Here is a 26,677-nt window from a genome sequence, read left to right as displayed (position 1 = left end):
GGTTCCTTTTATACACATCCGGGTAATTCACCGAATTCGAGCCGACCGGCCGGTCGATTCGAATTCACCCCGGAATTATCAGGGGCCGACCGTGATCGGCACCGACGGGGTGGTGGTGTTGGTGACCTTGTAGACACCGGTCACCGACCCCGTTGTCGCGCTGGTCGGGCAGCCGAAGCCACCGGTCACCTTGATGGGGGCCGGGGAATTCGTGGCCTGCACCGTCGACGGGTTGCCGTTGGTCCAGGTGCCCGCGAGCGCGGCGGGCGCGGTGGGCGCGACGACCACCTTGCACGACGCCAGACCGCTGGTCTGGATGACCATGCCACCGGTCGGGACGTTGATCGAGCCCGCGATCGGCGACCCGTTCTGGCCCGTGATCGACCAGCTGCCGCTCGTCGTCACGGTCGCGCTGACGCCCCACATGCTGGTCGAGCAGCCGGTGAAGCTGGGCGCGCTGATCGGCACGGTGACCGGGCCGCTCGGGTTGGTGTTGCCCGGCGCGGCCGGCACGGTGCCGGTCGCGGTCGAGGTCGTACAGGTGATCGTGACGCCACCCGCCACGGCCTTGACCACACCCTGGTTGGTGGCCTGGACCGCGGCGCCGGCCGGGCTGACCGTCGTCGAGGCCTGGGCCGCGGCGGGGCCGATGCCCAGCGACGCGGCCGCGATCGCGCACCCGGCGGTCGCCACTGCGGTGCGTGCGAAGAAGTTGCTGTGGAACATGCGTACTCCTTGGTGAATTCGACATCTCCGGGATGTGAAGATGTCGTGTTCAAGAGTACGAAGGCCGTAATTCTGTAGCGCGTAATTCGGGACTACCATTTCATTCGGGAACCTTCGCGTTTCGGCCTCCGGGAAATCGCCCCGCATTTAAAATGTGGGACCTGTTACCGTCTGTAACAGTTACCCCTTTTCGTAGCTATATGCACCGTGCACACTGGTACCATCGAAAAACTCCTGTGCCGCACCCGCTCGACGGTTGGCCGCCTCGCCCGGACCTGGATCGATAGCGGATTCGCATAGCGGCGAAACCTCCGGCCGGGTGGCGCGAGCCCGTCGGCGCCGGCGGTCGGCGCACGTCGCATGCTTAATGAAACGCTTGAGCTTCACACCATAGCGCGGTCCATGTCCGACGGCATGGCGTGCGACCCCTCACAACCACCCTGGTGCGGATACCATGGCGAACCGTGCCAGACGCCGCAACAGCTGTTCTCACCAAGCCACCTGCCGAACCGGTGGCGTCCCCGAAGGACTTCCGGATCGCGCGATGGATCGCGCTCGTCGCCGGAATCCTCGGCGCCCTCTTCGCGGTGGCGACGCCGTTCCTGCCGGTCACCCAGACGACCGCGCAGCTGAACTGGCCGCAGAACGGCAAGCTCGGCAATATCCAGGCACCGCTGATGTCGCAGGTGCCGATCGACCTGAACGCCACCATCCCGTGCGCGGCGGTCGCGACGCTGCCCGCGCAGGGCGGCATGCTGCTGGCCACCGCGCCGCCGCAGGGCGACCGGGCCGCGCTCGAGGCGCTGTTCGTCCGCGTCTCCGACACCTCCGTCGACGTGGTCGACCGCAACGCGGTGGTCGCCTCGGCGGACCGCGCGGCGATGGACGGCTGCTCGGCGATCGTCATCAGCTCCGATCAGAACCGCACCACGGCCGAGTTCACGGGCCTGACCAAGGAGATCGAGCGGCCGATCCCCGGTCAGCCCGGCGCGGTCGAGACCGTGCAGGTGCCGGTGCAGGGTCAGCTCGCCGGTGATCTGCGGCCGCAGATCGTCGGGGTGTTCTCCGATCTCAAGGGCGAGGTCCCGCCGGGACTGTCGCTGACCTCGACGATCGACTCGCGCTTCTCCTCCAGCCCGTCGGTGATCAAGCTGGTCGCGATCATCGCCGCCGTGCTGTGCACCCTGCTGGCGCTGGGCGCGCTGGCCGCGCTCGACGGCAGCGACGGGCGCGGGCACCGCCGGTTCCTGCCGAAGAACTGGCTGAAGCCGACCTGGGCCGACGGCGCGGTCATCGGCACGCTGCTGGTCTGGCATTTCGTCGGCGCCAACACCTCCGACGACGGCTACATCCTGTCGATGGTGCGAGTGGCCCCCGACGCGGGCTACACGGCCAACTACTTCCGCTGGTACGGCGTCCCCGAGGCGCCGTTCGGCTGGTACTACTACGTCATCCAGGTCTTCGCCGAGATCTCCACGGCGAGCCCGTGGGTGCGCCTGCCCGCGCTGCTGTGCGGAATCCTGTGCTGGATGGTCATCAGCCGCGAGGTGGTGCCCCGCCTCGGCAACGCGGTGAAGCGCTCGCAGGTGGCGCTGTGGACCGGCGGCCTGGTGTTCCTGGCGTTCTGGCTGCCGTTCGACAACGGCCTGCGCTCGGAGCCGATCGTCGCCCTCGGCGCGCTGCTCACCTGGGTCTCCATCGAGCGCGCCATCGCCACCGGCAGGCTGCTGCCCGCCGGGATCGCGGTGCTGATCGCGGCCTTCACCCTGGCCGCGGCCCCGACCGGCCTGATGTGTGTGGCCGCGCTGCTGGCCGGCATCCGGCCGCTGGTGCGGATCATCGTGCGCAGGCACCGGCAGTTCGGCACGCTGCCGCTGCTGGCCCCGATCGCGTCGGCGGGTCTGCTGGTGCTGGTCGTGGTCTACGGCGACCAGACCTTCGCCGGCATCCAGGAGGCCAACCGGGTGCGCCAGGCCACCGGCCCGAACCTGGCCTGGTACGAGGACTACCTGCGCTACTACTACATGTTCGTCGAGACCGTCGACGGCTCGCTGGCCCGGCGCTTCGCCTTCCTGGTGATGCTGCTGTGCCTGTTCACCACGCTGCTGGTGCTGCTGCGCCGCCGTCAGGTGCCCGGTATCGCGTCGGGTCCGACCTGGCGGCTGATGGGGATCGTCTTCGGCACGATCTTCTTCATGATGTTCAACCCGACGAAGTGGACCCACCACTTCGGCGCCTACGCGGGCATCGCGGGTTCGCTGGCCGCGGTCACGGCGGTGGCCGTCTCGCAGAGCGCGCTGCGCTCACGCAAGAACCGGGCGATCTTCCTGGCCGGGTTGCTGTTCGTGCTCGCGCTGTCGTTCTCGGGCATCAACGGCTACTGGTATGTCTCCAGCTACGGCGTGCCGTGGTTCGACAAGACCATCTCGCTGCGCGGGATCAACTCCAACACGGTGATGCTGATCCTGTTCGGTGTGGCCTTGGCGCTGGTCGGCTGGTACGCCCTGCGCGAGGACTACGTGAAACCGCAGCCGTCGGCGAAGACCGTGCGGGGCAGGCGGATCCGCAAGTTCGCCGCCATCCCGCTGACCGTCGTGGTCGGGCTGATGGTGCTGTTCGAGGTGCTGTCGCTGGTCAAGGGCGCCACCCAGCAGTACCCGGCGTACTCGCTGGCCCGCTCCAACATCGACGCGCTGGGCGGCAACGCCTGCGGCCTGGCCAACGATGTGCTCGTCGAGTCCGACCCGAACAGCGGCAGACTCGATCCGATCGTCGATCCGGCCACGCCGCTCACCGACCCGAACGATCCGCTGGCCGGAACCGGCTCGGTCGGCTTCACGCCCAACGGCGTGCCGAGCGATCTGTCCGCGGACGCGGTCGAGGTGAAGCCGGGCACCGGCAACACCAGCAACCAGTCGGTCGGCGCGGCCTTCGCCGAAGGCGAGAGCGCGGGCACCGGCGGCGGTGAGGGCGCGCGGGGCGTCAACGGGTCGACCGTGGCCCTGCCGTTCGGGCTCGACCCGGCGCGGACCCCGATCCTCGGCTCCTACCAGGAGGGCGTGCAGCAGCCCGCGCACCTGGAGTCGTCCTGGTACGGGCTGCCGGCCCGGTCCGACGACTCGCCGCTGGTCGTGATCTCCGCGGCGGGCCGCATCGCCTCCAAGGACGACACCGGCGCCGACAAGTACGGTCAGTCGCTGCTCGTGGAGTACGGCACCCGCAACCCGGACGGCAGCGTCGCCACGCTGGGCACCTACCTGCCCCGCGATATCGGCCCGTTCCCGTCCTGGCGCAACCTGCGCGTCCCGCTGGCCGACCTGCCCGCCGAGGCGAACGCGGTCCGCATCATGGCCAACGACCCGATCCTGATCGGTGACCAGTGGCTGGCGTTCACCCCGCCGCGGGTGCCCAAGCTGCAGACCCTGGACACCTTCATCGGCCGCACCCAACCGGTGCTGCTGGACTGGGCCGTCGGCCTGCAGTTCCCGTGCCAGCGGCCGTTCGCGCACAAGAACGGCGTCGCCGAGGTGCCGAACTACCGCATCCTGCCGGATCGCCCGCTGGCGATCTCCTCCACCGATACCTGGCAGGCCGAGGAGTTCGGTGGCCCGCTCGGCTTCTCGCAGATGCTGGCGAGCCGGGTGACAATCCCGACCTACCTGAAGGACGACTGGGCGCGGGACTGGGGCTCGCTGGAGCGTTACGACCAGTACCTCAAGGCCGAGCCCGCGCAGCTGAAGACGGGCACCGAGACCCGCGACGGCCTGTGGACGCCGGGACCGCTGCGCGTGTTCTGATCGACGCCGGACAGTAGGAAGGCGCGGACCCACTCGGTGGGGCCGCGCCTTCTGTCGTTGGCGGGGTAGCAGGAGTCAGACGTTGAGCATGCGACGGTTGAGGTCGCGACGTAATACCTCTTGCGAAGGCAATCTATCCAGCACCCGCATCACAGCCGGTCGTAGTTCCTTTTTCTCGTCATCGCTGAGCAGCTCGACGAGATCTCGCAGATCCATGTCATCGAAGGCTCCTGTCATACCCAACAGGGTACGTGCTCAAACCAGGGGACGGAGGGCATTCGGCAGGCATTTACAGGCGTTTCACGTACACGAAACGCTAACGGCCGCTACGATTTTCGCGCCGTACATGCGTATACGCCCGGTCACTGCCCTTCCGCTGGCACAGTCACACTCGCCCGTCCGCGTGGCCCCTACTGCGCGCGGATCGCCGGCTCCTTCGCCCGTCCCGACTGGTTCACGACCGTCACCGAGATCTCGGCGGGCGGCGCGGGCTGGTAGGGGGTGAAGCGCTCCAGTGCGCCCCAGTCCCGGCCGAGGTCGTGGTCGAGATAGGTGGGGACGGTCTCGGCCTTCAGCAGCAATCCTGTCCACCCGAGCGGGCCGCCGCCGATGTCGTCCTGCCAGGCGTTGGAGGCGTCGGAGCCGACCCGGTCGGGCAGGATCCGCCACTGCGGTGCCTCGGCGACGCCGTCGTGGTGATCGAAGGGCCGCTGGCAGGGGAAGGCCAGGCCGACGTGCCAGTCCAGCAGCACCGGGTCGGTCTCGCCGACCACCGATTGCAGCGTCGCCAGCTTCGGCAGCCGGGGCGGCGTCACGGCCAGCCACTGCTTCTGGGTGATGTCGTTGTCGGCGGCGACCAGGCGCACCGCGTTCACGCCGGCGGGCAGCTGATCCAGCGGCACGCGCAGGTTGCGCCAGGACGGCGCGGGGCCGATGTCCATCGGCGCGACCGAGCCGGTCATCGTGACACTGCCGTCGGCGGCGCGCGTGCCGTATTCCAGGCGCAGGTCTTGGCCGTAGTGCACGACGCCGTCGGTGTCGACGTAGCGGATGCGCCCGGCCGCGGTGACGACGAGTGCCTGGTAGGCCGGGTCGTCCCGGACGGTGTCGAGGTCGAGGCGGTACCACTGCGAGGTCAGCTTGGCCTGCTGCTGCACGCCGTCCTGATAGGAGCCGAGGACGGGCGTGCGCGCGGGGTCGAGGCCGAACGGCAGCGCGACGGTGCTGCCGTTGATGCCCGATTCGGTGCTCGTCCCGCCGCCGGTGCCCGCGCCGGTGGTGTTGGTGGTCTTGTTCGCGGAGTCCTTGTCGACCGAGTTCGCCCCGCCGACCACGGTCTCGTCGGCGTCGGCGGTGAGGTCGGCGGCGACGCCGTTGGGGGTGAAGCCGGTGGATTCGGCGCTCAGGCCGTCGGCGGGGGCGCCGGTGTAGGGGGTGAGCAGCGAATCGGCGGTGTTCGTCTCCACCAGGACGTCGTTGGCGAGTCCGCAGGTGTCCCCGGCCAGCGACTCGATGTTCGACTTGGCGATCGAGTAGGCGGGGTACTGGGTGAGCGCGCCCTTGGCCATCGAGGCCACCTCGAACAGCACCAGCAGCGCGGCCGCGATGGTCAGCGGCATGGTGGCCAACCGGTCGAAGCGGTTCGGCGCCGACGGCGTGCGGTAGGGATCGCGCAGATGGAAGTAGAGCGCGACCAGCAGCGCCAGCACGGCGAGTCCGAGGAACAGCGTCGAGATGCCCTTGCCCGCCACCAGCGGCGCCTTGTCCCAGAACGGCACGCCGTAGCTGGAGACGTACCACCAGCCGTTGGACCCGGTGAAGGTCATCGCGAGCAGGAACAGCACCGCCGCGGTGAACAGCGCGCGATTGCGTGGCGCGCGGATGCCGTTGGCGCCCACCGCGACCGCGGCCAGCGCGGCCAGCGACCCGGCCAGCCCGGCGTACACGCCGAAGTGGTGGGTCCACTTGGTCGGCGTCCATATCATCAGCAGCAGCGCGCCGAAGACGATGCCGAGGATGCGCACCGACGGCCCGCGCGAGGTGCCGGGGATGCGGCCCTTGCGCAGCACCTGCAGGACGCACACGAGCAGGCACAGCAGCAGCACCAGCACGCCGAAACGGCGCGCCAGCGAGCCGTCGGGGGAGAGCATGAACAGCGAGTCCCAGCGGGTGCGCTCGTCGAACCAGGCCACGTTGGGGCCGACGAGCGTGCGGACCCGGGTGGCCTCCATGACGGTGGCGAGGGTCTGGTCGGCGAAGACCACGATCAGGACCAGCGTGCCCGCCGCCAGTCCCGGCGCGAGCAGGGCGGCGTAGCGGAAGAACGTGGTCGCCGGCGACAGTCGAGGACGCTCGCTGTTCGTGGTGCTCGCGTCGGCGGGATCGGCGTCCGCCGCGTGCGCGTCGGCGGCGATCCGGCGCGGGCGCACGCCCTGGGCGCGCTTGATGATGATCTGCATGACCGGCCTGGTCCCCGCGATGAGCGCGGCGATGCAGATCAACCCGGTCGGCCCGGCGGCCAGCGAGAACGCGGCGACCAGGATCGCCAGCGCCGCGGGCAGCAGCCGGGCGGTGGCGATGGCGCGTTCGATCAGGCACCAGGTGAGCAGCGCGCCCGCCGCGATCAGCGGCTCGGGGCGCAGTCCGTTGTCGTAGGGCAGCCAGAACGCCAGGAACACCAGCCCGGCCGTCCACAGCGCCACCTTGTCGCGGCGCACCCGGGCGCCCAGGCGCGGCAGCACTTCCCGGCTGATCACCGCCCAGCACACCAGGCCGGCGGCGAGGGCGGGCAGGCGCATCCAGGGGCTGGCGTCGGAGACCTTGGTCATCCAGGCCAGCAACTCGTAGGACCAGCCGAACGGGGCCTCGGGGACGCCGAACCAGCGGTAGTAGTTGGCCATGTAGCCCGACGGGCCCGACGCGCGGGCCATGTTCAGGATGTAGCCGTCGTCGGAGGTGTTGGCGCCGATGACATGCCAGCCCAGCAGCGTCACGACCACGACGATGTCGGTCGGCGTGATCCGCCACCAGTGCCGAGGCAGGAACCGGCGCGCGCGCCTGCCGTCGGTGGTGTCGAGCAGATGCAGCGCGATCAGCGCGAGGACGGTGAGGACCGCGGCGGCGATCATCGTCACCAGCTTGAGCGTGGTCGGCGTGGAGGTGAAGCGGGAATCGATGTCGGCGTGCACGCGGGCGCCGCTGAGCGCGGCGGCGTCGAGATCGGTGAAGACGCCGACGATCTGGGGCCGCTTGTCGACGGTGACGGTGTTGCGGAACGGGCTGCCGTCCTGGCGCGTCACCCCGGTGAACTCGACCGTGGTGGCCGCGATGGTGGAGGTGATGGTGATCCGGTCGCAGTTCGCGATCTCGGTGACCGGCGCCGAGAGCATCGGCACGTCGCGCGCCTGCACCCCGAGCACCCCGTCGCGCACGGCGACGGTGAGGCCTCGCGAGGTCTGGCCGGAGGCCGCCGGGATGGTGCCGACCAGCGTCGTGGTCCCGGTCTCGGGCAGGTCGCGCAACATCGTGCACGGCAGCTGCGCGTCGAGCTGCTGCGGCACATACGACACCAGCGGTGCCTCGACACTGGTCGCGCCGGGTTGCGGCCAGTCCAGGCTCGCGCGGTCCTGGCGCACCGGCAGCAGCGGCGTCAGCAGGGCAAGCACGAAACCGAGGAGCCCGCAGACGAGGGCGACCATGCGGTATCGGGTGAACGCTCGTTCAGATCGCAGCACGGGGGTTGATGCTAGCCATCGAACCTGTGCGCGACTCGGCGCCGCGGCACAACGGGGCTCAGCCCGTCCGGCGGTCGCTCCAATCGAGCTGCGTGCGGGCCCAATCGGGGATCTCTGCGGCGGGGCGCGGGAAAGCGTCGAACTCGTGCCGCAGGTCCTCCTCGGAGACCTCCGGCATCCAGTCCGCGACGGTGCCGGTGGCGAAGGTGGCCTTGTAGCGGGTGGGCCCGGCGATGAAGATCTCGGCGCTGAGCCAGGTGCCGACGCTCGGGTCGTAGGACATGCGCTTGTGATCGATCAGGTACTCGAGCACCTCGGCCGGCGGCACCATGTTGGTGACCGATCCGTCGCGCTCCTTGACCTGCACGCCCGCCACGGCCTGCTCGCCGACCTGCAACGACCACAGCAGCGCGAACTTCTGGCCCGGCGCGAGCATCGCGATCGCGGCGTCGACGACCGTCTGTTCGATCTCGCCGAGCGTGGCCAGCTGTTCGCGGGGCGCCGGCTCGGGTTCTTGACGGTGCGGACGTGTCAGCAAGAGATCGATCCGCTCGGGTCTGCTGAGCGTCATAGCTATACCTCTGCATCCGTACCGATCAGCACTACCAAAACTGATTTCGGTCGGCCGAACTTCCAACATTTCGCAGCGTACCCGCCCCGCGACACGAACCGTGCGGTTTGTTGACACTGACCGGACATATTGTGGTCTATCGCGTTCCCGCATACCAGTAGCTACCGGGTGTCGATCAACACAACAGCCGGTTGTGTGCTTCTGACCAGCGCGTTCAGGCCGCGGAAGCGCGCAGCGCGAACCAACCGTCCAGTGGGTCCGCGAATCCGTGATAGACGAGCGGGATGCGTTGATCGATCCCGAAGTACCGATAGACCGCCGCCATCGCCTGGCGCACCGAATGCGCCTGGAAATCATCGATGCGGCGCGGGCCGATGCGGTGCTCGGGCAGCAGCTCCAGCCGGACCAGCTCCGCCGGATCGTCCACGTCCAGGCCCCACGGCTGCGGTTCCTCGATGAGATGGTCGTGCAGGACGGTGCGCGCGGTCGGCGGATCGTGGCGCGGGCCCGCGAAGGCGACGCGCTCGATGTGGGCGAGGCCGCGGGTGCTCAGCGGCGTGCGGACGGCTTCGATCAGCTCGATCAGTTCGGTGTCGGGTTTCGGCTCCGGTATTCGTCCCGCGACCGGGGCCTGTTCGAGCAGGTGCAGCATCTGCCCGCCGCGGACCAGGGGCTCGGGCACCACGAAGAAGCTGATGCTCGGGCAGGAGCAGTTCAGGCCGGTGAGGCACACCCTCGTGTGCAACGGATCGGACATACGTCCTCCTCCGGTAGCGGGTCGCCGAGACCCGTGACGTGCAGGATCGAAGATTCCAACGCCATCCGCCGTGGTGCTCGCCCGCCGGCGGCGACCGTGCCGCACCAGTCAGTGTAGTGCTGTCGAGCGGCCTCGACACCGGGTTGCGGCAGAACGGAAACGATCCGTCCGGCCGGTCACGGCGGCGTGGACTCGGTATAGCGGCGGGCCAGGGTGCGCAGGTGCGCGACCAGTTCGGGTGGACCGTCGACGCGGAAATCCATCATCAGCATGCTCAGGTAGATCGCGATCGTCTCCATCGCGTCGGCGCCGGTGTGCAGCAGGCAGGTGCGCGCGTCGATCGGTTCCACCACCCCGACCGCGGGATTGATCCGGGCGATGACGGTCTCGGCGGGCGCGAGGACCGTCACGCGCGCGTGCACCCGCCAGCCGGTGGTCGCGATGTGGCGCATGACGAAGGCGACCAGGTCGTCATCGGGCAGCCTGCGGGGGGCGAACACCCGGCTACCCGGGCTCGCACGGGTGATCCGGGCGGCCGGAATCGCCTCCCAGGCATGGGTTCTCATGCTGTAGGCGACCAGGTACCAGCGGCGTTGCCAGTTGATCAGGCGATACGGCTCCAGTTCGACGCCGTCGTCGACGGTGACCGCGGTGGTGCGGCGCACCGCGTCGGCCAGGGTGGTGAGGATGCCTGCCGCAACCGGGGCGTCGGGCTCGCGGGAGCCGGTGGTGGCCGGGCCGATCTCGGTGGCCTCGTGCAGTGCGGAGACCTTGCGCTGCAAGCGTTTCGGCAGGATCTGCTCTATCTTGCGCAGGGCCCTCGCGAGCTGGTCGCCCAGATCGGAGACGGCGAGCGCGCCGTCGGCGGCCACGGCGATCGACAGGGCGACGGCGACCGCTTCCTCGTCGTCGAGCAGCAGCGGCGGCATGGTGGCGCCGCGGCCCAGCCGGTAGCCGCCGATCGCGCCGCGTTCGGCGTGCACGGGGTAGCCGAGCTCGCGCAGTCGGGCGATGTCGTTGCGGACGGTGCGTTCGGTGATGTCGAGGCGTTCGGCGAGTTCGCGCCCGGTGTAGGCGCGGTCCTGGAGCAGGGCGAGCAGACGCAGGACGCGGGGTGTCGTCGCGGCCATTCCCACCTCGTCGGAAGTCGTGGAGAAATTAGGAAAGAAACGAGCCTAATAGGTTTCTAGGCTGGAGTCATCACCGAGAAGGAAGGCTTCATCATGAACAGCACCGCAGCCCTCGAGACCGTCTGGCGCGACGTGGTCGCCACCTCCTACCAGGCCCTGAGCGACGTCGTCGCCGGCGTGGGCGCCGACCAGTGGGACCTGCCGACCCCGTGCTCGGAATGGACCGTCGCCCAGGTCGTCCAGCACGCGGCGGGCGACCAGCTCGCCTACGCCGCCGCCCTCGGCGTCGGTCCCGGCCCGAGCTACAACCCCTTCGACCCGTCCGGCACCATCGACGGTTCCGCCATCGAGCTGGTCCGCGCGGCCGTCGACGAGACCGCCGCCGCCTGGGCCACCGTCGCCGACGACACCGCGACCGTCCCCACCCCGCTCCCGCACGGCGAGCTGCCCACCCCGGTCGCCGCCACCCTGGCCGCCCTCGACGCCGCCGTGCACGCCTGGGACATCGCCGTGGCCACCGGCCGGCCGTCCCCGCTCACCGCCGACCTGGCCACCCACCTGCTGACCGCGGCCCGCACCGTCCACGCGGCTCCCGGCAGCGGCGACGACGCCGAGATCATCGAACCCCTGCGCCAGTGGGGCGCCTACGCCCCCATCGTCGAGACCACTTCCACAGGCCCGATCGACGACCTGCTGCACTACCTCGGCCGCCCCACCGCCTGAGCGACGAGCGGTGTGCGTGCTGCAGAGTGTGTACCGCGTGCCCCGCCCGCAGGTAGCCGCGCTGACCCGTGCGGCGGATCGAGCCAGGGATCAGCGGCGGACGGTGATCAGGGTGAAGGGGCCGATGTCGGTGGTGGTGAAGGCGGGGTCGGTGAAGAGGGTCTTCGGGAAGGCGACCGTGTAGCGCTTGACGTTCGGGTCGTTGGGGTAGACGTCCTCGGCGAGGCGCAGGGTGTAGGTGTCGCCGTCGCGGCGGAAGAGGAAGGCGTCGGGGGCGCGCCAGGGTGCGGTGGCCATGGCGTCGAGGAGGGCGGGGGACGAGTCGAGTTTGCTCCAGGCGGCGATGGTGGCGGCGCGGGCCTTGAAGTCCGACAGCGGGTTCGCGTAGTGCGAGGTGAGGGCCTGGAAGCCGAAGTAGGGGTAGAAGGCGAGGAAGCTGGTGTCGGCGGTGAGGACGACGGATTCGTCACGGGGACGGCCGGTCCGAGCCAACAGGGCTTCGTCCACGGCGTGGTAGTAGGCCACGGCCGAGGGCTTGCGCTTGTCGGCCCGCTCGCCGAAAGTGCCGTCGGCGGTGGGGGTATCGGTGGGCACGGTATCGGTGTAGGCGGTGTCGATCTCGTGGGTGAGCACGGTCGGGATGTGCTGGGCGAAGGCCAGCGCGCCCAGCACGGCGAGCACACCGGCCGCGATCCGCGCCGGCGCCGGCTCGTGCAGCGCCCGGTAGATCACCCCGGCGAGCTCGACGAACCCGAAGACGCCCGCCGCGGCGAGGACCGCGAGCAGCACCGGCTCCAGCCGGAACGAGAGCAGCGTCGTCCCCGCCGCGGTCGCCGCCATCGACAGCAGGGTCCACAGATAGATCGCCAGCACGCCGAGCCCCAGCGCCTGCGCCCGCCGCGACGAACCGGCCCGCAGCACCAGCCACAGCGTCCCGAGCAGGCACAGCGCACCTCGCAGCGAGAACTCCAGCATGGGGAACGCCAGCTCGGCGCCCGACTGCGGCAGATAGTGGAAGGCGTTGCCGGACGGCAGCTTCGCGCCCGACAGCATTTTCAGCAGGTAGGGCGCCCACACCACCAGCGCGAGCACCACGGCGATCGCGCCCATGGCGACCAGCTTGGTCAGCGGCGCGATCGCCGCCCGCCACGGCGCCGGGCCGCCGACCGCGCGCGGACCGCCGACCCTGGGACGCAGGTCTTCGCGCCGCGTGTACACCGCGACACCCGCCGCCACCACGGCCATCAGCACCACGGTGAACGCCGCGATCGCCAGGTACAGCGTGTAGAAACAGGCGGCGACGCCGAGGAACAGCCCGGTGCCGAGCACCGCGCCCCAGCCACCCGAGGATCGGTGCAGCGCACCCCAGGCCAGCACCAGCACGGGCGGAAGGAACACCACCAGTACCGCCCCGTACGCCTCGGGCGAGGCGTACGCCAGCGTCATCGCGGTCACGGCCGCCGCGGCGCCCACCGCGAGATCGGCGCGCACCAACTGGGTCCACAGCACCAGCGCCACCGCCGCGGCGATCGCGAGCAGCCCGATCGCGTACGGCTTGAACACTTCCCAGCCGTCCATCCCGAGCACGTTGCCCACCCGGCCACCGATCCAGAACCACCCGGCCGGATAGAAGGGCGGGATGTCCACATAGGTCATATCCCGCAGCGCGGCGCTGTCGGTGAGCCGGGTCAGGTACTCGGTGCGGAACTCCTGATCCACCGAGACACCGAACAGGTAGAGCTTGGTCGCCGCCAGCGGCATCCCGAGCGTCACCGTCACGAAGCTCGAGATACCCACCCAGGAAGCCAGTTTCGCGACCACCGGCCACTTACGCAGCCGGATCAGCAGCACCGAGACGACGAGCAGCGCGACCGCGACGACCTGCCCGACGGTCGTCAGCGCCCGAGTCACGTTGGAGGAGTTGAACGCAGGCCACTGCACCGCCGAGAAGGCGTACAGGCCGACCGCCGCGACGACGAGCGCCACCAGCGCCGCCGTCGCGCCCTCGACGAGCCCTGACCCGATCCTGCGCCCCGTCCGCACCTCATCGTTGGTCGTCATCGGCGCGCAATCCTCCGGCTCCACTGGGCTCCACGGTCCGGGCCAGCCTAGTGGAGTCGGCCCGGTCGGTCGGCTCGGCCGACGACGGATCCGAGCCGGGCACGGCGTAGTCGGTGAACGAGAACTGCCGCACCCTCGGAGAGGATGCGGCAGTTCAGGACGAGCGGTGGATCAGATCGGCAGCTTGCGGAAGATCGGGCGCGGCACGTGGCGCAGCGCCGACATCAGGAAGCGGGCCTCGCCGGGCGCCCAGACGATCTCGGTGCCCTTCTCGGAGGCGGCGACGGCGAGCCGGGCCACGTCCTCGGGATCGACCGTGAGCGGGGCTTCCTTGGAGCCGGTGGCCTCCCAGTGCGCCTTCGTCGCCGAGGTGCGCACCTGCATCGGCCGCACCACGGTGACGCGCGGACCGTGCGGGCGCAGCGCCTCGCCGAGGCCGAGGTAGAAGCCGTCCAGGCCGGCCTTGGTCGAGCCGTAGACGAAGTTGGAGCGACGGACGCGCTCACCGGCCACCGAGGACATCACGATGAACCGGCCGTGGCCCTGCGCCTTGAACTTGTCGCCGACCAGCACGCCCACCGAGACACCGGCGGTGTAGTTGATGCCGACGGTCATGACCGCCTTGCGCTGGTTCTGCCACAGCTCCTCGGCGTCGCCGAGCACCCCGAACGCCACGATGGCGACGTCGACGTCACCCGCGGCGAACGCCTGGTCGACGACCTTCGGGTGCGACTCGGTGTCGAGCGCGTCGAAGTCGATGACGTCGACCTGGGTCGCGCCCGCCGCCTTCAGCGTGGCGACCGCGCCCTCGAGCAGCGGATCGCCGGGCAGGTTGGCCAGCACGACCCGGGCCGGGCCCTTGCGCAGGTACTCGGCGCAGATCGCGAGACCGATCTCGGAGGTGCCGCCGAACAGCAGGATGGTCTGCGGGTTGCCAACTGCGTTGATCACTGGAGCTCCAGCCTCCTGGCCATATCGGACATGAACACGCCGGTCGGGTCGACGCTGCGGCGGACCTTGATCCACTCGTCGATCCGCGGGTACATCTTGTGGAACGACTCGGCGCTGGTCCGCGAGTCCTTGGCGGTGTAGAGCCGGCCGCCGAACTCGAGCACCCGCCGGTCCAGATCGCTGACGAACTCGTTGAGCCCGCGCGAGATCGGGAAGTCGACGCAGATGTTCCAGCCCTCCATGGGGAAGCTCAACGGCGCCTGGTTGCCCGGGCCGAACAGCTTGAACACATTGAGGAAGGAATAGAAGCCGGAGCCCTGGATGTCGATGATGATCCGCTTGAACTCCTCGACCGACTCCGGCGGCACCACGAACTGGTACTGCAGGAAGCCGTTGGAGCCGTAGCCACGGTTCCACTCACCCAGCATGTCGAGCGGGTGGTAGAACTGCGTCAGATTCTGGACCTTGCCGCGGTAGGTGCCCGACTTGCGGTACCAGACCTCGCCGATCGGGCCGAAGGTGTACTTGTTGGCCAGCCCGTTCGGGAACACGTCGGGCAGGGTGAAGAAGGTCTTGCCGTTGAACCGCAGCGGGTCCTTCTGCAGCTTCGCGGGCAGCTGGTCGAGCTTGGCCAGGTTGCCGCGCGAGATGGCGGCGCGGCCCAGCTTCGGCAGCGGGCTGATCGCGTCGAACCAGGCCGAGCTGTACTCGTAGTTGCCCTCGGAGCCGTCGCTGTGGAAGGCGATGGTCTCGTCGAGGGTGGCGGTGACATCGCCGTCGGCGATGAAGTACGCCGTCTCGGTCGGCGTCATCTCGATGGTCGCGCGCAGGATGATGCCGGTCAGGCCGCAGCCGCCGATGGTCGCCCAGAACAGCTCGGGGTCGGACTCGGCGGTGATCGTGCGGACCACGCCGTCGGCGGTCAGCAGGTCCATCGAGCGGACGTGGTTGCCGAAGCTGCCCGCGCTGTGATGGTTCTTGCCGTGGATATCGGAGCCGATCGCGCCGCCGATGGTGACCTGCCTGGTCCCGGGTAGGACGGGCACCCAGAGGCCGAACGGCAGCGCCGCCTTCATCAGCTGATCCAGATCGACACCGCCGTCGACGTCGACCAGGCGGGTCGCGGCGTCGATGCGGTGGATCTTGTTCAGCGCGGGCATGTCGATCACGAGGCCGCCCGCGTTCTGCGAGTTGTCCCCGTAGGAGCGGCCGAGGCCACGCGCGATCACGCCGCGTCGCAGGTGCGCCGGCTTGGAGTCGTTGTCCTCGGCGACCATGCTCACGGCCTTGACGATCAACTCGGGATCGCTGGTCGAGAGCACTTCGGCGGAGGTGGGTGCGGTGCGACCCCATCCGGTGAGCTTGCGCGTACGCGTATTCAGCGCAAACGCCTCGCCGGTGGCGGTCGGAATGTTCTCGGACATCGGCTAAGAGGCTACATGCATGGCGGGACACGCGGCCGGTCTCGTAGTCTTCCTCACGTGCAAGCCCAACCGCATCTGCCGCTTCCCGCCGAGATTCCGCTGGTCGACGAGCCCGGTGGAACCGACGTAGACCTGAAGACGCAGATCGTGCGGTTCACGCTGACCGGCGGTCTCTCGGCGATCGTCGACTACGGCATCTACAGCCTGCTGCTGAACCTGCTCGGCCTGCCGGTGAGCCTCGCCAAGGCGATCAGCTTCGTCTGCGGGACGACGACCGCGTACCTGATCAACCGGCGCTGGACGTTCAAGGCCGAGCCGAGCAGGGCGCGGTTCATCGCCGTCGTCGTGCTCTACGCGGTCACCTTCGCCGTGCAGGTCGGCATCAACGCGACGCTGTACTTCGCGCTGCCCGGCGAGTGGTGGCGGCAGCCGCTGGCGTTCGTGATCGCGCAGGGCACCGCCACCGTCATCAACTTCGTCGTGCAGCGTGCGGTGATCTTCAAGATCAAGTAGGTCAGCTGGCCTTGGCGGGTGCGGGCTGCTTGCCCGCCTTGACGCCGAAGTAGTCGCCGCCCTTGGCCCTGACGTTGTCGGTGCCCCACTCGCGCCGATCCCGAGCGACGGGCACCATCTGCGGAATGTGCTTGCGGCAGTGGATGTAAGCCTCTTCCACGTCGACGACGACCCACACCTGCGAGGTCTTGCCGCGTTCGGCGGCGGGCAGATCGCCGACGGTCTCCCGTAGCTCACTGTCGGCAACCATGCGAGCCTTGCCGTTGATGTGCAGACCGATCAGATCGCGCACGAAGTCGATCATCAGGATTCCGACATGGGGGTTCTCGAGGATGTTGCCGAGGCTGGCCATCACCCCGTTACCTCGATATTCGGGGTACGCAATCGTGCGTTCGTCGATCACGTGCAGGAATCCCGGTGTGCCCGCCCGGAAACTGGCGTCGCATTCGCCGTGCGCGTCGGCGGTGGAGATGAAGGCCATGTCCATCCGCCCGACGAATTCGACCATCGACGGGTTCAGGTAGTCGATCACCTGGTCGTCGTAGAAGCGTCCAGCCCTTTCGGTCGTGCCCAACGTGTCCTGAAGCTCGTGCTCTCCGTCGCTGCCGACGTGTTTCTCGGGCATCGGGGCCCCCTCTGCTAGCCGAACCGGGTGATGCGGGTTTCGCGCTGAAACCCCCGCTTGTGACCGCAATCTCACCCAGTGTAGGGGACTGTCACAAGCCGTGGGGCGAGTCCATTGTTGCGAATGGTACGAAAGTCCGGTTTGCGCAAGGGTTTCCCGAGGTGGACCGATCAGACCGGTTCTACCTTCACCGGTACTCCGTTGAAGACCGCGGTGCCGGAGATCGCGTCGACCACCGAATCGTCGGTCAGCACATTGGCGTTCACGCCGGCGTGCGCGCTGGCTACCGATTGCGTGGTGCTCGCGCCGTGTCCCCAGCCGTGCGGCAAACTCACCACGCCGGGCATGATCGTCGGCGTCTGCTCGACCTGGACGGTCAGCGAGCCGGCCGCCGAGCTGATCGCGGCCTGCTCGCCGAGGCCGAGTCTGGTCGCGTCGTCGGGGTGGATCTGGAGGGTGCAGCGGTTCGATCCGCCGACCAGACCGGCGATGTTGTGCATCCAGCTGTTGTTGGAGCGCAGCTGCCTGCGCCCGATCAGCACCATCTCCGGCGCGCTCGCCGCCAGCCTGCCGCGCAGCCTGCCGACATCGTCGAGCAGCAGGCGCGGGGCCAGGTCGACCCGGCCGGTTGCGGTGCGCAGGACGCCGGGCAGGCGCGGCTGCAACGGGCCAAGGTCGAGGCCGTGCGGATTGTCGAGCAGGGTGCGCAGGCTCAGTTCGCCGCCGTTCCACGCGCCGTAGGGGCCGAGCTTGAGCATCAGGTCGATGCGCTGTTCGGTGGTGTCGACGCCGTCCAGTTCGTCGCGCCGGTCGCTCATCCCCGCCTTGTGCAGCATGCCGGCGATGACCAGCTCGTCGACCACGGCGATCGGGCTCGCGGCGCCGGTGCCGTCGTGCGGCTGCCCGCTGACGGCGGCGGCGAGCCGCGCGATGACCGCCGACTCGGACGGCCGCCCGTCGAGCGGGACCAGTGGCGGCGAGTAGCGCGCGTAGTTGCGCACCGCGAACTGCAACAGCGCGAAGTCGTAGTGCGGTGACTGCACCGAGCGCGGGGGCGGCAGGATCACCTTCGCGTGCCGGGTCGTCTCGTTGACGTACCGATCCACGCTGACCATGAAGTCCAGCTCGGCCAGCCCCCGGTCCAGCCGGGCGCCGCTGGGCGCGGACAGCACCGGATTGCCCGCGACCGTGACCAGCGCCCGGATCTGGCCCTGACCGGGGGTCTCGATCTCGTCGGCGAGGGTCGCCACCGGCAGTTCGCCCATCGCCTCGGGCAGCCCGCGCACCCGGCTGGTCCAGCGGCCCGGCCGGAACGGCTTGCTGCGCGCGATGCCGCCCGCCGCGGCGGTGGCGAACATGGCGCCGCCAGGGGCGTCGAGATTGCCGGTCAGCGCGTTGATCGCGTCGACCAGCCACTGGGTGACGGTGCCGAACTCGGCGGTGCAGGTGCCGATCCTGGCGTAGACGGCCGCCGTCGGCGCGGCGGCGAGGTCGCGGGCCAGGGCGCGGATGGCGTCGGCGGGAATGCCGGTGCGCTCGACCACCGCGTCCGGGGCGAACTCCTGGGACGCGGCGCGCAGCTCGTCGAGGCCGTCGACCTCGATCCGCAGGTCGACCAAGTTCTCGGCGAAGAGCGTGTGGATCACCGCGAACAGCAGGTACGCGTCAGCGCCCGGCCGGATGAACAGATGCTCGTCGGCGAGGTCGGCGGTCCTGGTCGCCCTCGGGTCGACGACGACGAGCTTGCCGCCGCGCGCCCGCAGCGCCTTGAGCCTGCCGGGAAAGTCCGGCGCGGTGCACAGCGAGCCGTTGGATTCGAGCGGGTTCGCGCCGAGCATCAGCAGGAAGTCGGTGCGGTCCAGGTCGGGGACCGGCACCGTCAGCGGGTCGCCGAACATGAGCCCGGCGGCGACCTGCTTGGGCATCTGGTCGGCGGTGCTGGCGGTGTAGATGTGCCGGGTGCTCAGCGCGCGGATCAGCGCGGGCAGATACAGCGCCCCCGCGACGGTGTGCGCGTTGGGATTGCCGAGGTAGATCGCGGTCGCGCCGCTGCCGTGCGCCGCGTTGACCGCGGCGAACCCGGCCGCGATCAGGTCGAAGGCCTCGTCCCAGCTCGCGGGGCGGAACGTGTCGCCCTCGCGGATGAGCGGGGTGGTGACCAGGTCGGGGTCGTCGTCGAGCTTGCCGAAGCTCGCGCCCTTCGGGCAGAGGAAGCCCTTGCTGAACGGGTCGTCGCGATCGCCGCGGACCGAGAGCACCCGGTCGGCCTCGTCGAGGGTGATGGTCAGGCCGCAGACGGCCTCACACAGCGGACAGGTGCGTAGCAGCGTTCGCGGAGCCATGTCCCCATCCTTACGCCGCGCGCGGTGCCCGGGTTCGAAAACGCCGAAAACCCTCGACCGCGACGTCGGGGAGGCGTCGCGGTCGAGGGTTCGGGCTGTTGGTTACCTCAGCTGGCCAGGGTCAGCGTGGGGGTCAGGGTGGCGCGCTTGCGGCTCGCGGCGGCGCGGACGGCGGCACCGAGGGCGACGACCGGCGGGACCCAGCGGGCCTCGGACGGGGCGACGCTCCAGGCGGCGGAGCCGGCGGCGAGCTGGGTCGGGGGCAGCGGGATGCTGGCACCGTCGGTGTGCACGACGACACCGGCCTCGCGCATGGCCTCGATCGCCATGGCGGCCTTGCGGACGCCGGTGACCAGGTGGATCTCGCGACGCTCCTGGCCCGGGATCTCGATCACGGGGCCGGACAGGTTGTTGGCGCGCAGGAATCGGCGGACCTCGCCCGCCATCTCACCGGTGACCTCGATAGCCGAGATGTCATCGTCGGTGATCAGGCACAGGCCGTTGGCCGTTTCGGCAACCGTCCAGCCCCGCGCGGCGTACTCCTGCGCGGCGGCACCCTTCTCGGTGCCCGTGGTGGTGGTCGGAAACGTCGTGCGCACTGTGTTCTCCATTCCCCGAAGAGCTCTGTTCCTGCGTTCATGGGTCGTATCGGCTGGGGGTGGCCGTCTTGTTACGCCGTTACCGAAAAATATTCGAGAGTGTCTGCTTCGTCTCAGTTCGCTCACCTTCGCTATCGGAGGATCGAGCCGATCCGGCTTGGCGTGCGGGCCGAAAACGGGCAGGATTCGGACCATGACCGATGCGCCGGGTACGTCCTCGTCTCCCGACGGAGATCCCGAGGAGTTCGAAGCCGAATCACGCTGGCTCTCTTGGAAAGAGACCGATGTGAAGCGCGCGGGCACGCGGTCGGGGCAGGCCGCCGAAGGCGAGGAATTCCCGGACGATTCGGACATACCGCGCGACGCGGGCTTCGATGACCCGTTCCGCAGTACCGGATCCGCCAAGCAGTGGGCCGCCGAAGTGCTGCGTTCACTGCTCGATGTCCAGTTCCGCAGGCCCGCGACCAGGACCTTGCTGCCGCTGGCCTACATCCTCGGCGTCGTCTCCTTCGGTATCGGCGTCCCGGTGGCGCTCACGGTGCTGATGTGGAAGGCCTCGGTTCTGCTGGGCATCCTCGCCGCACTGGTCGCCGTTCCGCTCGGCCTGACCATCGCGGCCTCGGTGCGCCTGATGCTGGAGTTCGCCGACAACGCCGCCCGGCTCGCGGGCCGGGTCGAGCACATCAGTGAGCTGGCCGATGGACTCTTCCAGGCGCTCTCCGATGTCGCCGAACCGGTGAACCAGCTCTCCGAGGACGTGCGGGCCGTGCAGTTCTGGCGGTTCCGGAAGAAGAAGTAGCGATCGCGCCTGGAGCAGGCCCCAAAACTATGTGGTGCGCGTTGTCCGATTCATTGTGAAACAATCCGTACGCAGATCCGACGCCTATTGTCGGCTGCGTAGGGCGGTCTCCGAAAGAGAATGGGGGAGACCGGATTTGGATACAGGGGGGCAGTATGGCTTCACCACAGGGCGTCACCGGTTCGACGATGCCGCGCAGGCAGCTGGGCAGGCACTTACGTGACCTGCGCAATCAGGCGCGGATGACGACCAGGACCGCGGCGGCGCAACTCGAGTGGTCGGAAGCGAAGATCTGGCGAATCGAGACGGGGCAGACGTCGTTGCGCAGCCTCGACGTCGAGGCCATGTGCAAGGTGTACGGCGCGCCGGCGGAACTCATCGAGCCGCTGGCCGCGCTGGCGCGCGAAACCAAGGCCAGGGGATGGTGGACGAGCTACGGCGATGTGATCCCGGAGGGCTTCGAGGTCTACATCGGCCTCGAGGAGGCCGCGACCTGCCTGTCGATCTACGAGGACGGGCTGGTCCCGGCGCTGCTGCAGACCGAGGACTACACCAGGGCGCTGCTCGAGCAGACCGTCCCCGGCCTGACCGAGGAGGATCTCGAGCGCAGGCTGCGGGTCCGGGCGGCCAGGCAGGCGCTGATCACCCGTGCGCAGTCGCCGCTGCGATTGCGGGTAGTGCTCGCCGAAGCGGTGCTGACCAGGCGCATCGGTGACGATCGGGTGCTCGCCGGCCAGCGCGCGCGACTGCGCGAGCTGGCCGAGCTGGACACGGTGCGAATCCAGGTGGTCCCCGGTGATACCGGGTATCACGCGGGGCTGGAGTCGGGCCGGTTCGTGATCCTCGACTTCGGTATCGACGGTTCGCTGGACCGGCCGGAGCCGCCGGTGGTCTTCGTGGAGACCTTCGCCGGCTCGGCCTACCTGGACAAGCCGAACGACTACGACCGCTATCGCGGCGCGTTCACCGACATCAGCGCGGCGGCTTCCGGCGAGCTGTGACCCCGGCTCCTACCAGGAGTCGGCGAGCACCGAACGGTGTGTGGGCAGGGCCCGGTCATAGACCGCCCTGCCCTTTTCCGTGACCCGGACGAAGATGGCGCGGCGGTCCTCGGCGCACATGGTGCGCTCGACCAGGCCGTCGCGTTCCAGCCTGGCCACCGCGCGCGAGAGCGCGCTCTGACTCAGGTAGATATCACCCGCCAGCTCGGTCATCCGGTACTTCTGACAGTCCGCGTCGACCAGTCGATCGAGGGTCTCGAACTCGCTGAGACCGATGCGGTGTTCGTGCTGAAGCGCCTTCTCCAGTGCGCAACTCACGGCGGCGTGCCGTCCGAGCAGTTCGCGCCACTGGCCGACCAGCTCGGTGGGCGCTCCATTGCGCCGAGCTGATGCTGTGGCCGGGTTCGACATGGCCCCATCTTAGTGGTCCGGGCATCTCCATGCAACGGCATTTTATGTGTTGGCATTTAATGCGCACGCATGTAATGTTCGCCGCATGACTTCGCCAGCAACGCTCTCGGCCGCAGATCAGGCGACCGATCCGACCACATGGTCCGCCCGGCTCTGGGGCATGCTGATCACCCTGTGCATCGTCCTGTTCCTCGACGGGCTCGACGTCTCGATGATCGGCGTCGCGCTGCCGTCCATCGGCGCCGAGCTCGATCTGTCCACCTCCACCCTGCAGTGGCTCGTCAGCGGGTACGTCCTCGGTTACGGCGGCCTGCTGCTGCTCGGCGGCCGCACGGCCGACCTGCTCGGGCGCCGCAAGGTCTTCCTCATCGCCCTGGCCGTGTTCGCGATCGCCTCCCTGGTCGGCGGCCTGGTCAGCGATCCGGCCCTGCTGATCGTCACCCGCTTCATCAAGGGCCTGGCCGCCGCGTTCACCGCCCCCACCGGCCTGTCGATCATCACCACGACCTTCGCCGAAGGGAAAGCGCGCAACAAGGCGCTGTCCATCTACACCGTGTTCGGTGCGGGCGGCTACTCGATGGGCCTGCTGTTCGGCGGCCTGATGACCGGCGTCGGCTGGCGCTGGACCTTCCTGCTCCCGGTCCCGATCGCCCTGGCCGCGCTGGCCGCCGCCTTCGTGCTGGTGCCCAAGGACGGTAAGGCCGAGGAAGGCGGACATGACCTGCTCGGCGCCCTGCTGTCCACCGCGGGCATGCTGCTGCTGGTCTACACCGTGGTCACCGCGCCGGAGGTCGGCTGGACCTCGGTCCGCACGGTCGCTTCGTTCCTCGCCGTGATCGCCCTGTTCGCCGCGTTCGTGATCACCGAGCAGCGGGTGCGGCACCCGCTGGTGCGGCTGGGCATCCTGCGCAAGGTGTCGCTGGTGCGGGCCAGCCTGGCCATCATCGCGGTCGCCGGTTCGTACTTCAGCTGGCAGTTCATCGTCACCCTGTACCTGCAGGACACGCTGGAGTGGTCGGCGCTGAAGCTGGCGATGGCCCTGCTGCCGGTCGGCATCCTGGTCGTCGGGTCGGCGTTCTTCTCCGAGAAGCTGATCGATCGTTTCGGCACCGGACCGGTCATCGCCGTCACCATGTCCGTGATGGCCGTGGGCTACCTGCTGTTCCTGCGGGTCGACACCGCGCCGGACTACCTGACCGTGCTGCTGCCCGCCATCCTGCTGATCGGCATCGGTTGGGTCGGCTTCCCGGCGATCAACGTGCAGGCCACCAGCGGTATCGACGACGACGAACAGGGTCTGGCGGCCGGCGTGCTGCAGACCTCCATGCAGGTCGGCGCGGCCATCGTGCTCGCGGTGACCACCGCGATCGTCACCTCCGGCACCCACGGTGCCGGCGCGACGCCGCAGCAGATGCTCGACACCTACCGGCCGGGCCTCGAGTTCGCCGCGGGCGTCACCATCGTCGGCGCGCTGGTCGCCCTGACGGTCTTCCTGCCGCGCCGCAGGCAGCGGGTCGTCGCGGCGCCCGCGGCGGAGGAGAAGCTGCTGGAGACTGTGTAGATGGCGGCTGGCGCCGCGGGTTTCGGCCTCGTGACCTCGCCTCCGAGGGGCGATACTGCGCCTGTGGCGTTACGTCTCGCCCCTCGGAGGCGAGGCGGCCGAAACCGTGGTGCGGGTTGTTCGCTGACAGCGTCCCCGAGTTGAAGCTCGGGGGCGCTGTTTCACGTGGATCAGGAAAAAGGCGGAGCCACTTCGTCTTTGGCGGAGCGGATGTAGGTGAGCCGACTACCGTCGCGGGCCTCGGTCGGCCAGTCGATGCCGAGGCGGGCGTCGAAGGCGTCCATATCCCGGTCGAACTCGGGGGTGTACTCGAGCGAGCACAGGTAGGTGACCGTCGAGCCGTCCTCGAGCGAGAGGATGGCGTGGCCGAGGCCCTCGGACAGGAACACCGAGCGCCGGTGCACGTCGTCGAGCAGCACGCTGTCCCAGCGGCCGTAGGTCGGCGAGCCGGGGCGCAGGTCCACCACCACGTCCAGGAACGCGCCGCGCACGCAGGTGACGTACTTGGCCTGACCCGGCGGGTCCTCGGTGTAGTGGATGCCGCGCAGCACGCCGGCGGCCGAGACCGAGGTGTTCACCTGGTGCAGCTCGAACGGGCGCCCGGTGGCCTTCTCGAACTCCGAGGCCTTGAACGACTCACAGAACATCCCGCGGTCGTCGCCGAGCAGGCGGGGAGTCACCTCCCACGCGCCGGGGATGGCCAGTTCACGGATCTGCATGCCTGTAGTTACCAGTCTTTCCCGCGGTCGATCAGATCGAGCAGATAGCGGCCGTAGCCGGAGCGCACCATCGGTTCGGCCAGCTCACAGAGCTGGTCGTCGGTGATCAGCCCGCGCCGCCAGGCCACCTCCTCGGGCACGCCGATCTTGAGGCCCTGCCGTTCCTCGATGGTGCGCACGTAGTTGGCGGCGTCGAGCAGCGAGTCGAAGGTACCGGTGTCGAGCCAGGCGGTGCCGCGGGCCAGCACGTCGACGCTGAGCTTGCCCTGTTCCAGGTAGGCGCGGTTGATGTCGGTGATCTCGTACTCTCCGCGCGCGGACGGCCGCAGCTCGCGGGCGATCTGCACCACGTCGTTGTCGTAGAAGTAGAGGCCGGGGATGGCGTAGTTGGAGCGCGGGCGCTTCGGCTTCTCCTCGATGGAGACCGCGCGGCCCTGCTCGAACTCCACCACGCCGTAGGCGGTCGGGTCCTTGACCCAGTAGGCGAAGACCGCGCCGCCGTCGATGTCGTGGAAGCGTTCCAGGCTGGCGCCGAGGCCGGGGCCGTGGAAGATGTTGTCGCCGAGCACCAGGGCCGCGGGCTCGCCGCCGATGTGGTCGGCGCCCAGCACGAACGCGCGCGCGAGTCCGTCGGGTTCGGGCTGGACCACGTAGCTGATGGCGACGCCGAACTGACTGCCGTCGCCGAGCAGCCGGGCGAACGCGTCGGCATCCTCCGGCGTGGTGATCACCAGAATGTCGTCGATCCCTGCCAACATGAGGGTGGACAACGGGTAGTAGACCATGGGCTTGTCGTAGACCGGGACGAGCTGCTTGCTCACCCCGCGCGTGATGGGGTGCAGCCGCGAACCGGTGCCGCCCGCCAGGATGATTCCGCGCATGGGGGAAGTCTGCCAGCTCCTCCTGCCGCGGAGTCGGGGAGGTTCCGACACGTCGACGAATTGGTCACGAACGTTTGTCTCCGGGTGTGTCGGGCGATAACTGGGACACGCAAGGCGCTCATCTGATTATGTGAGCGTCGATGTGTGAAACATCACTATGTTAGATGTCAGCGTGGACATCCATACCGGGCCCGCCTGGTGGGGGTCGACGCGCCAGCTGTGAGGTAGGTGCGCGATGGGATCGTCGAAGATCGCCGGGCCGGGTGTGGTGGGCGGAATCGCCGCCGCTGTCGTGGGTAAGAAGGCAGCGCGCGTGCCCGAGCAGGGCATCATCGTCAACTCCGGGCGAACGAGTACCTCGTCACGAGTGCTGATGGGCGCGTGCGTCGGCGTCATCGGGCCGCTGCTGCGGACCGTGCCGATCAACCGGGCGACCATCCCGCTCGGCGCCGTCGCCGTCGACCTGCTGTCTCGGCTGCGGCCGGAACCGCACGGCATCGAGCGCGAGCAGATCCAGCTGGACGGCTTCAGGATGGAGATGGTCCGGCCCGCCGGCGGGTCGCGCGCGCTGCGGCACGGCGCGGTGCTGTACATGCACGGTGGCGGCTTCGCCGTCGGCGGCCTGCAATCGCATCGGGCGATCGTCGCCGGGATCGCGCGGCGCACCGGACTGGCCGTGCTCAATGTCGAGTACCGGCAGCTGCCCGGCCGCGTGATCACCGAGTCGATCGACGACTGTGTGCTCGCCTACCGCTGGCTGCTGCGCCACGGCGCCGACCCGGCCAAGATCGTCTTCGCGGGCGACTCCGCCGGTGGCTACCTCGCCTTCGCCACCGCGCTGCGCTCCCGGGAGATCGGCCTGCCGCTGCCCGCGGCGCTGGTCGGGCTGAGCCCGCTGCTCGATCTCGACTACCGGGCCAAGCAGGGCTACGTCAACGTCACCCGCGATGCCTACATTCCGCTGTCGGGCCTGGAGGCCGTCATCCGGCTGGGCGCCGAAGCGACCGGTCCGCTCGACCCGGCCATGTCGCCGGTCAACGCCGAGCTCACCGGATTCCCCCCGGTGCTGCTCATCGCCGCCGAGGACGAACTGCTGCGCTACGACTGCGAACTCATGGCCCACCGGCTGACCGCCGCGGGCGTGCCGGTCACCCTCGAGCTGTGGCGCGGTCAGGTACACGCGTTCATGAGCATCCTGCCGAGCATGCCGGAGAGCCGGTCGGCGCTCGGCCGGGTCGCCAAGTTCGTGCGGGTGGCGCTGGAACCCGCACAGCGCGCTCGCACCGCCTGAATACGGCTCGGACGGTCTGGACCACGGTCGGCCGGCCGAGTCTCCCGGCGGTCGCCTTGTA

General features: G+C 69.2%; 22 protein-coding genes. 7 read left to right on the top strand and 15 right to left on the bottom strand.

Features of this window, described 5'->3' with window-relative positions; translation table 11 throughout:
• Positions 1-78 precede the first annotated feature (78 nt).
• Positions 79-726, bottom strand: coding sequence for a hypothetical protein (locus ACIO52_RS10100; protein ID WP_218721235.1), 648 nt, complete (start codon positions 724-726; stop codon positions 79-81).
• A 464-nt stretch (positions 727-1,190) separates the two neighbouring features.
• Between ACIO52_RS10100 and ACIO52_RS10095 the strand changes: the two genes are divergently transcribed.
• Positions 1,191-4,523 carry an arabinosyltransferase domain-containing protein gene (locus ACIO52_RS10095; RefSeq protein ID WP_402643046.1) on the top strand — a complete coding sequence of 1,111 codons (3,333 nt, stop codon included), beginning with the start codon at positions 1,191-1,193 and terminating at the stop codon, positions 4,521-4,523.
• 75 nt (positions 4,524-4,598) lie between these two features.
• On the opposite strand, the gene ACIO52_RS10090 is transcribed toward ACIO52_RS10095, so the two are convergent.
• The 5 genes from ACIO52_RS10090 to ACIO52_RS10070 all read right to left on the bottom strand — a co-directional run bounded on the left by ACIO52_RS10090 (position 4,599) and on the right by ACIO52_RS10070 (position 10,715).
• Entirely contained in the window at positions 4,599-4,760 is a 162-nt protein-coding gene (locus tag ACIO52_RS10090; protein WP_218721237.1) for a hypothetical protein, read from the bottom strand.
• Between the two features lie 173 nt (positions 4,761-4,933).
• A complete protein-coding gene (locus ACIO52_RS10085; RefSeq protein WP_402643567.1) occupies positions 4,934-8,221 on the bottom strand; it encodes an arabinosyltransferase domain-containing protein in 3,288 nt (1,095 codons plus the stop codon).
• 94 nt (positions 8,222-8,315) lie between these two features.
• On the bottom strand, positions 8,316-8,828 hold the full coding sequence (locus tag ACIO52_RS10080; RefSeq protein ID WP_218721238.1) for a hypothetical protein: 513 nt from the start codon (positions 8,826-8,828) through the stop codon (positions 8,316-8,318).
• A 214-nt stretch (positions 8,829-9,042) separates the two neighbouring features.
• The gene (locus tag ACIO52_RS10075) at positions 9,043-9,585 is read right to left on the bottom strand and encodes a hypothetical protein (RefSeq protein WP_402643043.1); all 543 of its coding nucleotides are present in this window, start codon (positions 9,583-9,585) and stop codon (positions 9,043-9,045) included.
• Between the two features lie 176 nt (positions 9,586-9,761).
• Positions 9,762-10,715: a YafY family protein gene (locus ACIO52_RS10070; protein ID WP_218721240.1), complete on the bottom strand. Its 954-nt coding sequence runs from the start codon at positions 10,713-10,715 to the stop codon at positions 9,762-9,764.
• Positions 10,716-10,808: 93 nt separating this feature from the next.
• On the opposite strand from ACIO52_RS10070, the gene ACIO52_RS10065 reads away from it, so the two are divergent.
• Entirely contained in the window at positions 10,809-11,438 is a 630-nt protein-coding gene (locus ACIO52_RS10065; RefSeq protein WP_218721241.1) for a TIGR03086 family metal-binding protein, read from the top strand.
• Between the two features lie 90 nt (positions 11,439-11,528).
• On the opposite strand, the gene ACIO52_RS10060 is transcribed toward ACIO52_RS10065, so the two are convergent.
• The 3 genes from ACIO52_RS10060 to ACIO52_RS10050 all read right to left on the bottom strand — a co-directional run bounded on the left by ACIO52_RS10060 (position 11,529) and on the right by ACIO52_RS10050 (position 15,874).
• Entirely contained in the window at positions 11,529-13,499 is a 1,971-nt protein-coding gene (locus ACIO52_RS10060; RefSeq protein WP_402643039.1) for an arabinofuranosyltransferase, read from the bottom strand.
• A 171-nt stretch (positions 13,500-13,670) separates the two neighbouring features.
• Positions 13,671-14,450 carry a decaprenylphospho-beta-D-erythro-pentofuranosid-2-ulose 2-reductase gene (locus ACIO52_RS10055; protein ID WP_218721243.1) on the bottom strand — a complete coding sequence of 260 codons (780 nt, stop codon included), beginning with the start codon at positions 14,448-14,450 and terminating at the stop codon, positions 13,671-13,673.
• Positions 14,447-15,874, bottom strand: a complete 1,428-nt coding sequence (locus ACIO52_RS10050) for an FAD-binding oxidoreductase (RefSeq protein ID WP_218721244.1) — start codon at positions 15,872-15,874, stop codon at positions 14,447-14,449. Before ACIO52_RS10050 ends, ACIO52_RS10055 begins: the two co-directional genes overlap by 4 nt.
• Before the next feature lie 15 nt (positions 15,875-15,889).
• Between ACIO52_RS10050 and ACIO52_RS10045 the strand changes: the two genes are divergently transcribed.
• Positions 15,890-16,387, top strand: coding sequence for a GtrA family protein (locus ACIO52_RS10045; RefSeq protein WP_402643034.1), 498 nt, complete (start codon positions 15,890-15,892; stop codon positions 16,385-16,387).
• A gap of 1 nt (position 16,388) precedes the next feature.
• On the opposite strand, the gene ACIO52_RS10040 is transcribed toward ACIO52_RS10045, so the two are convergent.
• The 3 genes from ACIO52_RS10040 to ACIO52_RS10030 form a co-directional block, all read right to left on the bottom strand.
• The gene (locus ACIO52_RS10040; protein ID WP_218721245.1) at positions 16,389-17,012 is read right to left on the bottom strand and encodes a pyridoxamine 5'-phosphate oxidase family protein; all 624 of its coding nucleotides are present in this window, start codon (positions 17,010-17,012) and stop codon (positions 16,389-16,391) included.
• Positions 17,013-17,182: 170 nt separating this feature from the next.
• Positions 17,183-19,354, bottom strand: a complete 2,172-nt coding sequence (locus ACIO52_RS10035) for a molybdopterin-dependent oxidoreductase (protein ID WP_402643031.1) — start codon at positions 19,352-19,354, stop codon at positions 17,183-17,185.
• Positions 19,355-19,461: 107 nt separating this feature from the next.
• Entirely contained in the window at positions 19,462-19,965 is a 504-nt protein-coding gene (locus ACIO52_RS10030) for a hypothetical protein (RefSeq protein WP_218721247.1), read from the bottom strand.
• Between the two features lie 181 nt (positions 19,966-20,146).
• Between ACIO52_RS10030 and ACIO52_RS10025 the strand changes: the two genes are divergently transcribed.
• Together ACIO52_RS10025 and ACIO52_RS10020 are read left to right on the top strand one after the other, a co-directional pair.
• A complete protein-coding gene (locus ACIO52_RS10025; RefSeq protein WP_316573157.1) occupies positions 20,147-20,752 on the top strand; it encodes a DUF4282 domain-containing protein in 606 nt (201 codons plus the stop codon).
• A gap of 155 nt (positions 20,753-20,907) precedes the next feature.
• Positions 20,908-21,753 carry a helix-turn-helix domain-containing protein gene (locus tag ACIO52_RS10020; RefSeq protein WP_402643026.1) on the top strand — a complete coding sequence of 282 codons (846 nt, stop codon included), beginning with the start codon at positions 20,908-20,910 and terminating at the stop codon, positions 21,751-21,753.
• Between the two features lie 9 nt (positions 21,754-21,762).
• On the opposite strand, the gene ACIO52_RS10015 is transcribed toward ACIO52_RS10020, so the two are convergent.
• A complete protein-coding gene (locus ACIO52_RS10015; protein WP_218721250.1) occupies positions 21,763-22,164 on the bottom strand; it encodes a MarR family winged helix-turn-helix transcriptional regulator in 402 nt (133 codons plus the stop codon).
• 85 nt (positions 22,165-22,249) lie between these two features.
• Here ACIO52_RS10015 and ACIO52_RS10010 point away from each other — a divergent pair, with 85 nt between their 5' ends.
• Positions 22,250-23,725, top strand: a complete 1,476-nt coding sequence (locus ACIO52_RS10010; RefSeq protein WP_218721251.1) for an MFS transporter — start codon at positions 22,250-22,252, stop codon at positions 23,723-23,725.
• Between the two features lie 170 nt (positions 23,726-23,895).
• On the opposite strand, the gene ACIO52_RS10005 is transcribed toward ACIO52_RS10010, so the two are convergent.
• Entirely contained in the window at positions 23,896-24,444 is a 549-nt protein-coding gene (locus ACIO52_RS10005; protein ID WP_402643021.1) for a dTDP-4-dehydrorhamnose 3,5-epimerase family protein, read from the bottom strand.
• A gap of 8 nt (positions 24,445-24,452) precedes the next feature.
• On the bottom strand, positions 24,453-25,325 hold the full coding sequence (rfbA, locus tag ACIO52_RS10000) for a glucose-1-phosphate thymidylyltransferase RfbA (protein ID WP_218721253.1): 873 nt from the start codon (positions 25,323-25,325) through the stop codon (positions 24,453-24,455).
• A gap of 235 nt (positions 25,326-25,560) precedes the next feature.
• Here rfbA and ACIO52_RS09995 point away from each other — a divergent pair, with 235 nt between their 5' ends.
• Complete coding sequence (locus ACIO52_RS09995; RefSeq protein WP_218721254.1) at positions 25,561-26,616, top strand: alpha/beta hydrolase; 1,056 nt, start codon at positions 25,561-25,563, stop codon at positions 26,614-26,616.
• Positions 26,617-26,677 lie beyond the last annotated feature (61 nt).

This window comes from Nocardia sp. NPDC087230, assembly GCF_044744725.1.
In the GTDB taxonomy this organism is placed as follows: Bacteria; Actinomycetota; Actinomycetes; order Mycobacteriales; family Mycobacteriaceae; genus Nocardia; species Nocardia canadensis.
This window is presented reverse-complemented; position numbering and strand designations above follow the sequence as displayed.

Excerpts from the sequence above, each read along its gene's own strand:
- ACIO52_RS10100 (WP_218721235.1), bottom strand. The coding sequence starts at position 726 with ATGTTCCACAGCAACTTCTTCGCACGCACCGCAGTGGCGACCGCCGGG.
- ACIO52_RS10090 (WP_218721237.1), bottom strand. The coding sequence starts at position 4,760 with ATGACAGGAGCCTTCGATGACATGGATCTGCGAGATCTCGTCGAGCTG.
- ACIO52_RS10085 (WP_402643567.1), bottom strand. The coding sequence starts at position 8,221 with ATGGTCGCCCTCGTCTGCGGGCTCCTCGGTTTCGTGCTTGCCCTGCTG.
- ACIO52_RS10080 (WP_218721238.1), bottom strand. The coding sequence starts at position 8,828 with ATGACGCTCAGCAGACCCGAGCGGATCGATCTCTTGCTGACACGTCCG.
- ACIO52_RS10075 (WP_402643043.1), bottom strand. The coding sequence starts at position 9,585 with ATGTCCGATCCGTTGCACACGAGGGTGTGCCTCACCGGCCTGAACTGC.
- ACIO52_RS10070 (WP_218721240.1), bottom strand. The coding sequence starts at position 10,715 with ATGGCCGCGACGACACCCCGCGTCCTGCGTCTGCTCGCCCTGCTCCAG.
- ACIO52_RS10065 (WP_218721241.1), top strand. The coding sequence starts at position 10,809 with ATGAACAGCACCGCAGCCCTCGAGACCGTCTGGCGCGACGTGGTCGCC.
- ACIO52_RS10060 (WP_402643039.1), bottom strand. The coding sequence starts at position 13,499 with ATGACGACCAACGATGAGGTGCGGACGGGGCGCAGGATCGGGTCAGGG.
- ACIO52_RS10050 (WP_218721244.1), bottom strand. The coding sequence starts at position 15,874 with ATGTCCGAGAACATTCCGACCGCCACCGGCGAGGCGTTTGCGCTGAAT.
- ACIO52_RS10045 (WP_402643034.1), top strand. The coding sequence starts at position 15,890 with ATGCATGGCGGGACACGCGGCCGGTCTCGTAGTCTTCCTCACGTGCAA.
- ACIO52_RS10040 (WP_218721245.1), bottom strand. The coding sequence starts at position 17,012 with ATGCCCGAGAAACACGTCGGCAGCGACGGAGAGCACGAGCTTCAGGAC.
- ACIO52_RS10035 (WP_402643031.1), bottom strand. The coding sequence starts at position 19,354 with ATGGCTCCGCGAACGCTGCTACGCACCTGTCCGCTGTGTGAGGCCGTC.
- ACIO52_RS10030 (WP_218721247.1), bottom strand. The coding sequence starts at position 19,965 with ATGGAGAACACAGTGCGCACGACGTTTCCGACCACCACCACGGGCACC.
- ACIO52_RS10025 (WP_316573157.1), top strand. The coding sequence starts at position 20,147 with ATGACCGATGCGCCGGGTACGTCCTCGTCTCCCGACGGAGATCCCGAG.
- ACIO52_RS10020 (WP_402643026.1), top strand. The coding sequence starts at position 20,908 with ATGGCTTCACCACAGGGCGTCACCGGTTCGACGATGCCGCGCAGGCAG.
- ACIO52_RS10015 (WP_218721250.1), bottom strand. The coding sequence starts at position 22,164 with ATGTCGAACCCGGCCACAGCATCAGCTCGGCGCAATGGAGCGCCCACC.
- ACIO52_RS10010 (WP_218721251.1), top strand. The coding sequence starts at position 22,250 with ATGACTTCGCCAGCAACGCTCTCGGCCGCAGATCAGGCGACCGATCCG.
- ACIO52_RS10005 (WP_402643021.1), bottom strand. The coding sequence starts at position 24,444 with ATGCAGATCCGTGAACTGGCCATCCCCGGCGCGTGGGAGGTGACTCCC.
- rfbA (WP_218721253.1), bottom strand. The coding sequence starts at position 25,325 with ATGCGCGGAATCATCCTGGCGGGCGGCACCGGTTCGCGGCTGCACCCC.
- ACIO52_RS09995 (WP_218721254.1), top strand. The coding sequence starts at position 25,561 with ATGGGATCGTCGAAGATCGCCGGGCCGGGTGTGGTGGGCGGAATCGCC.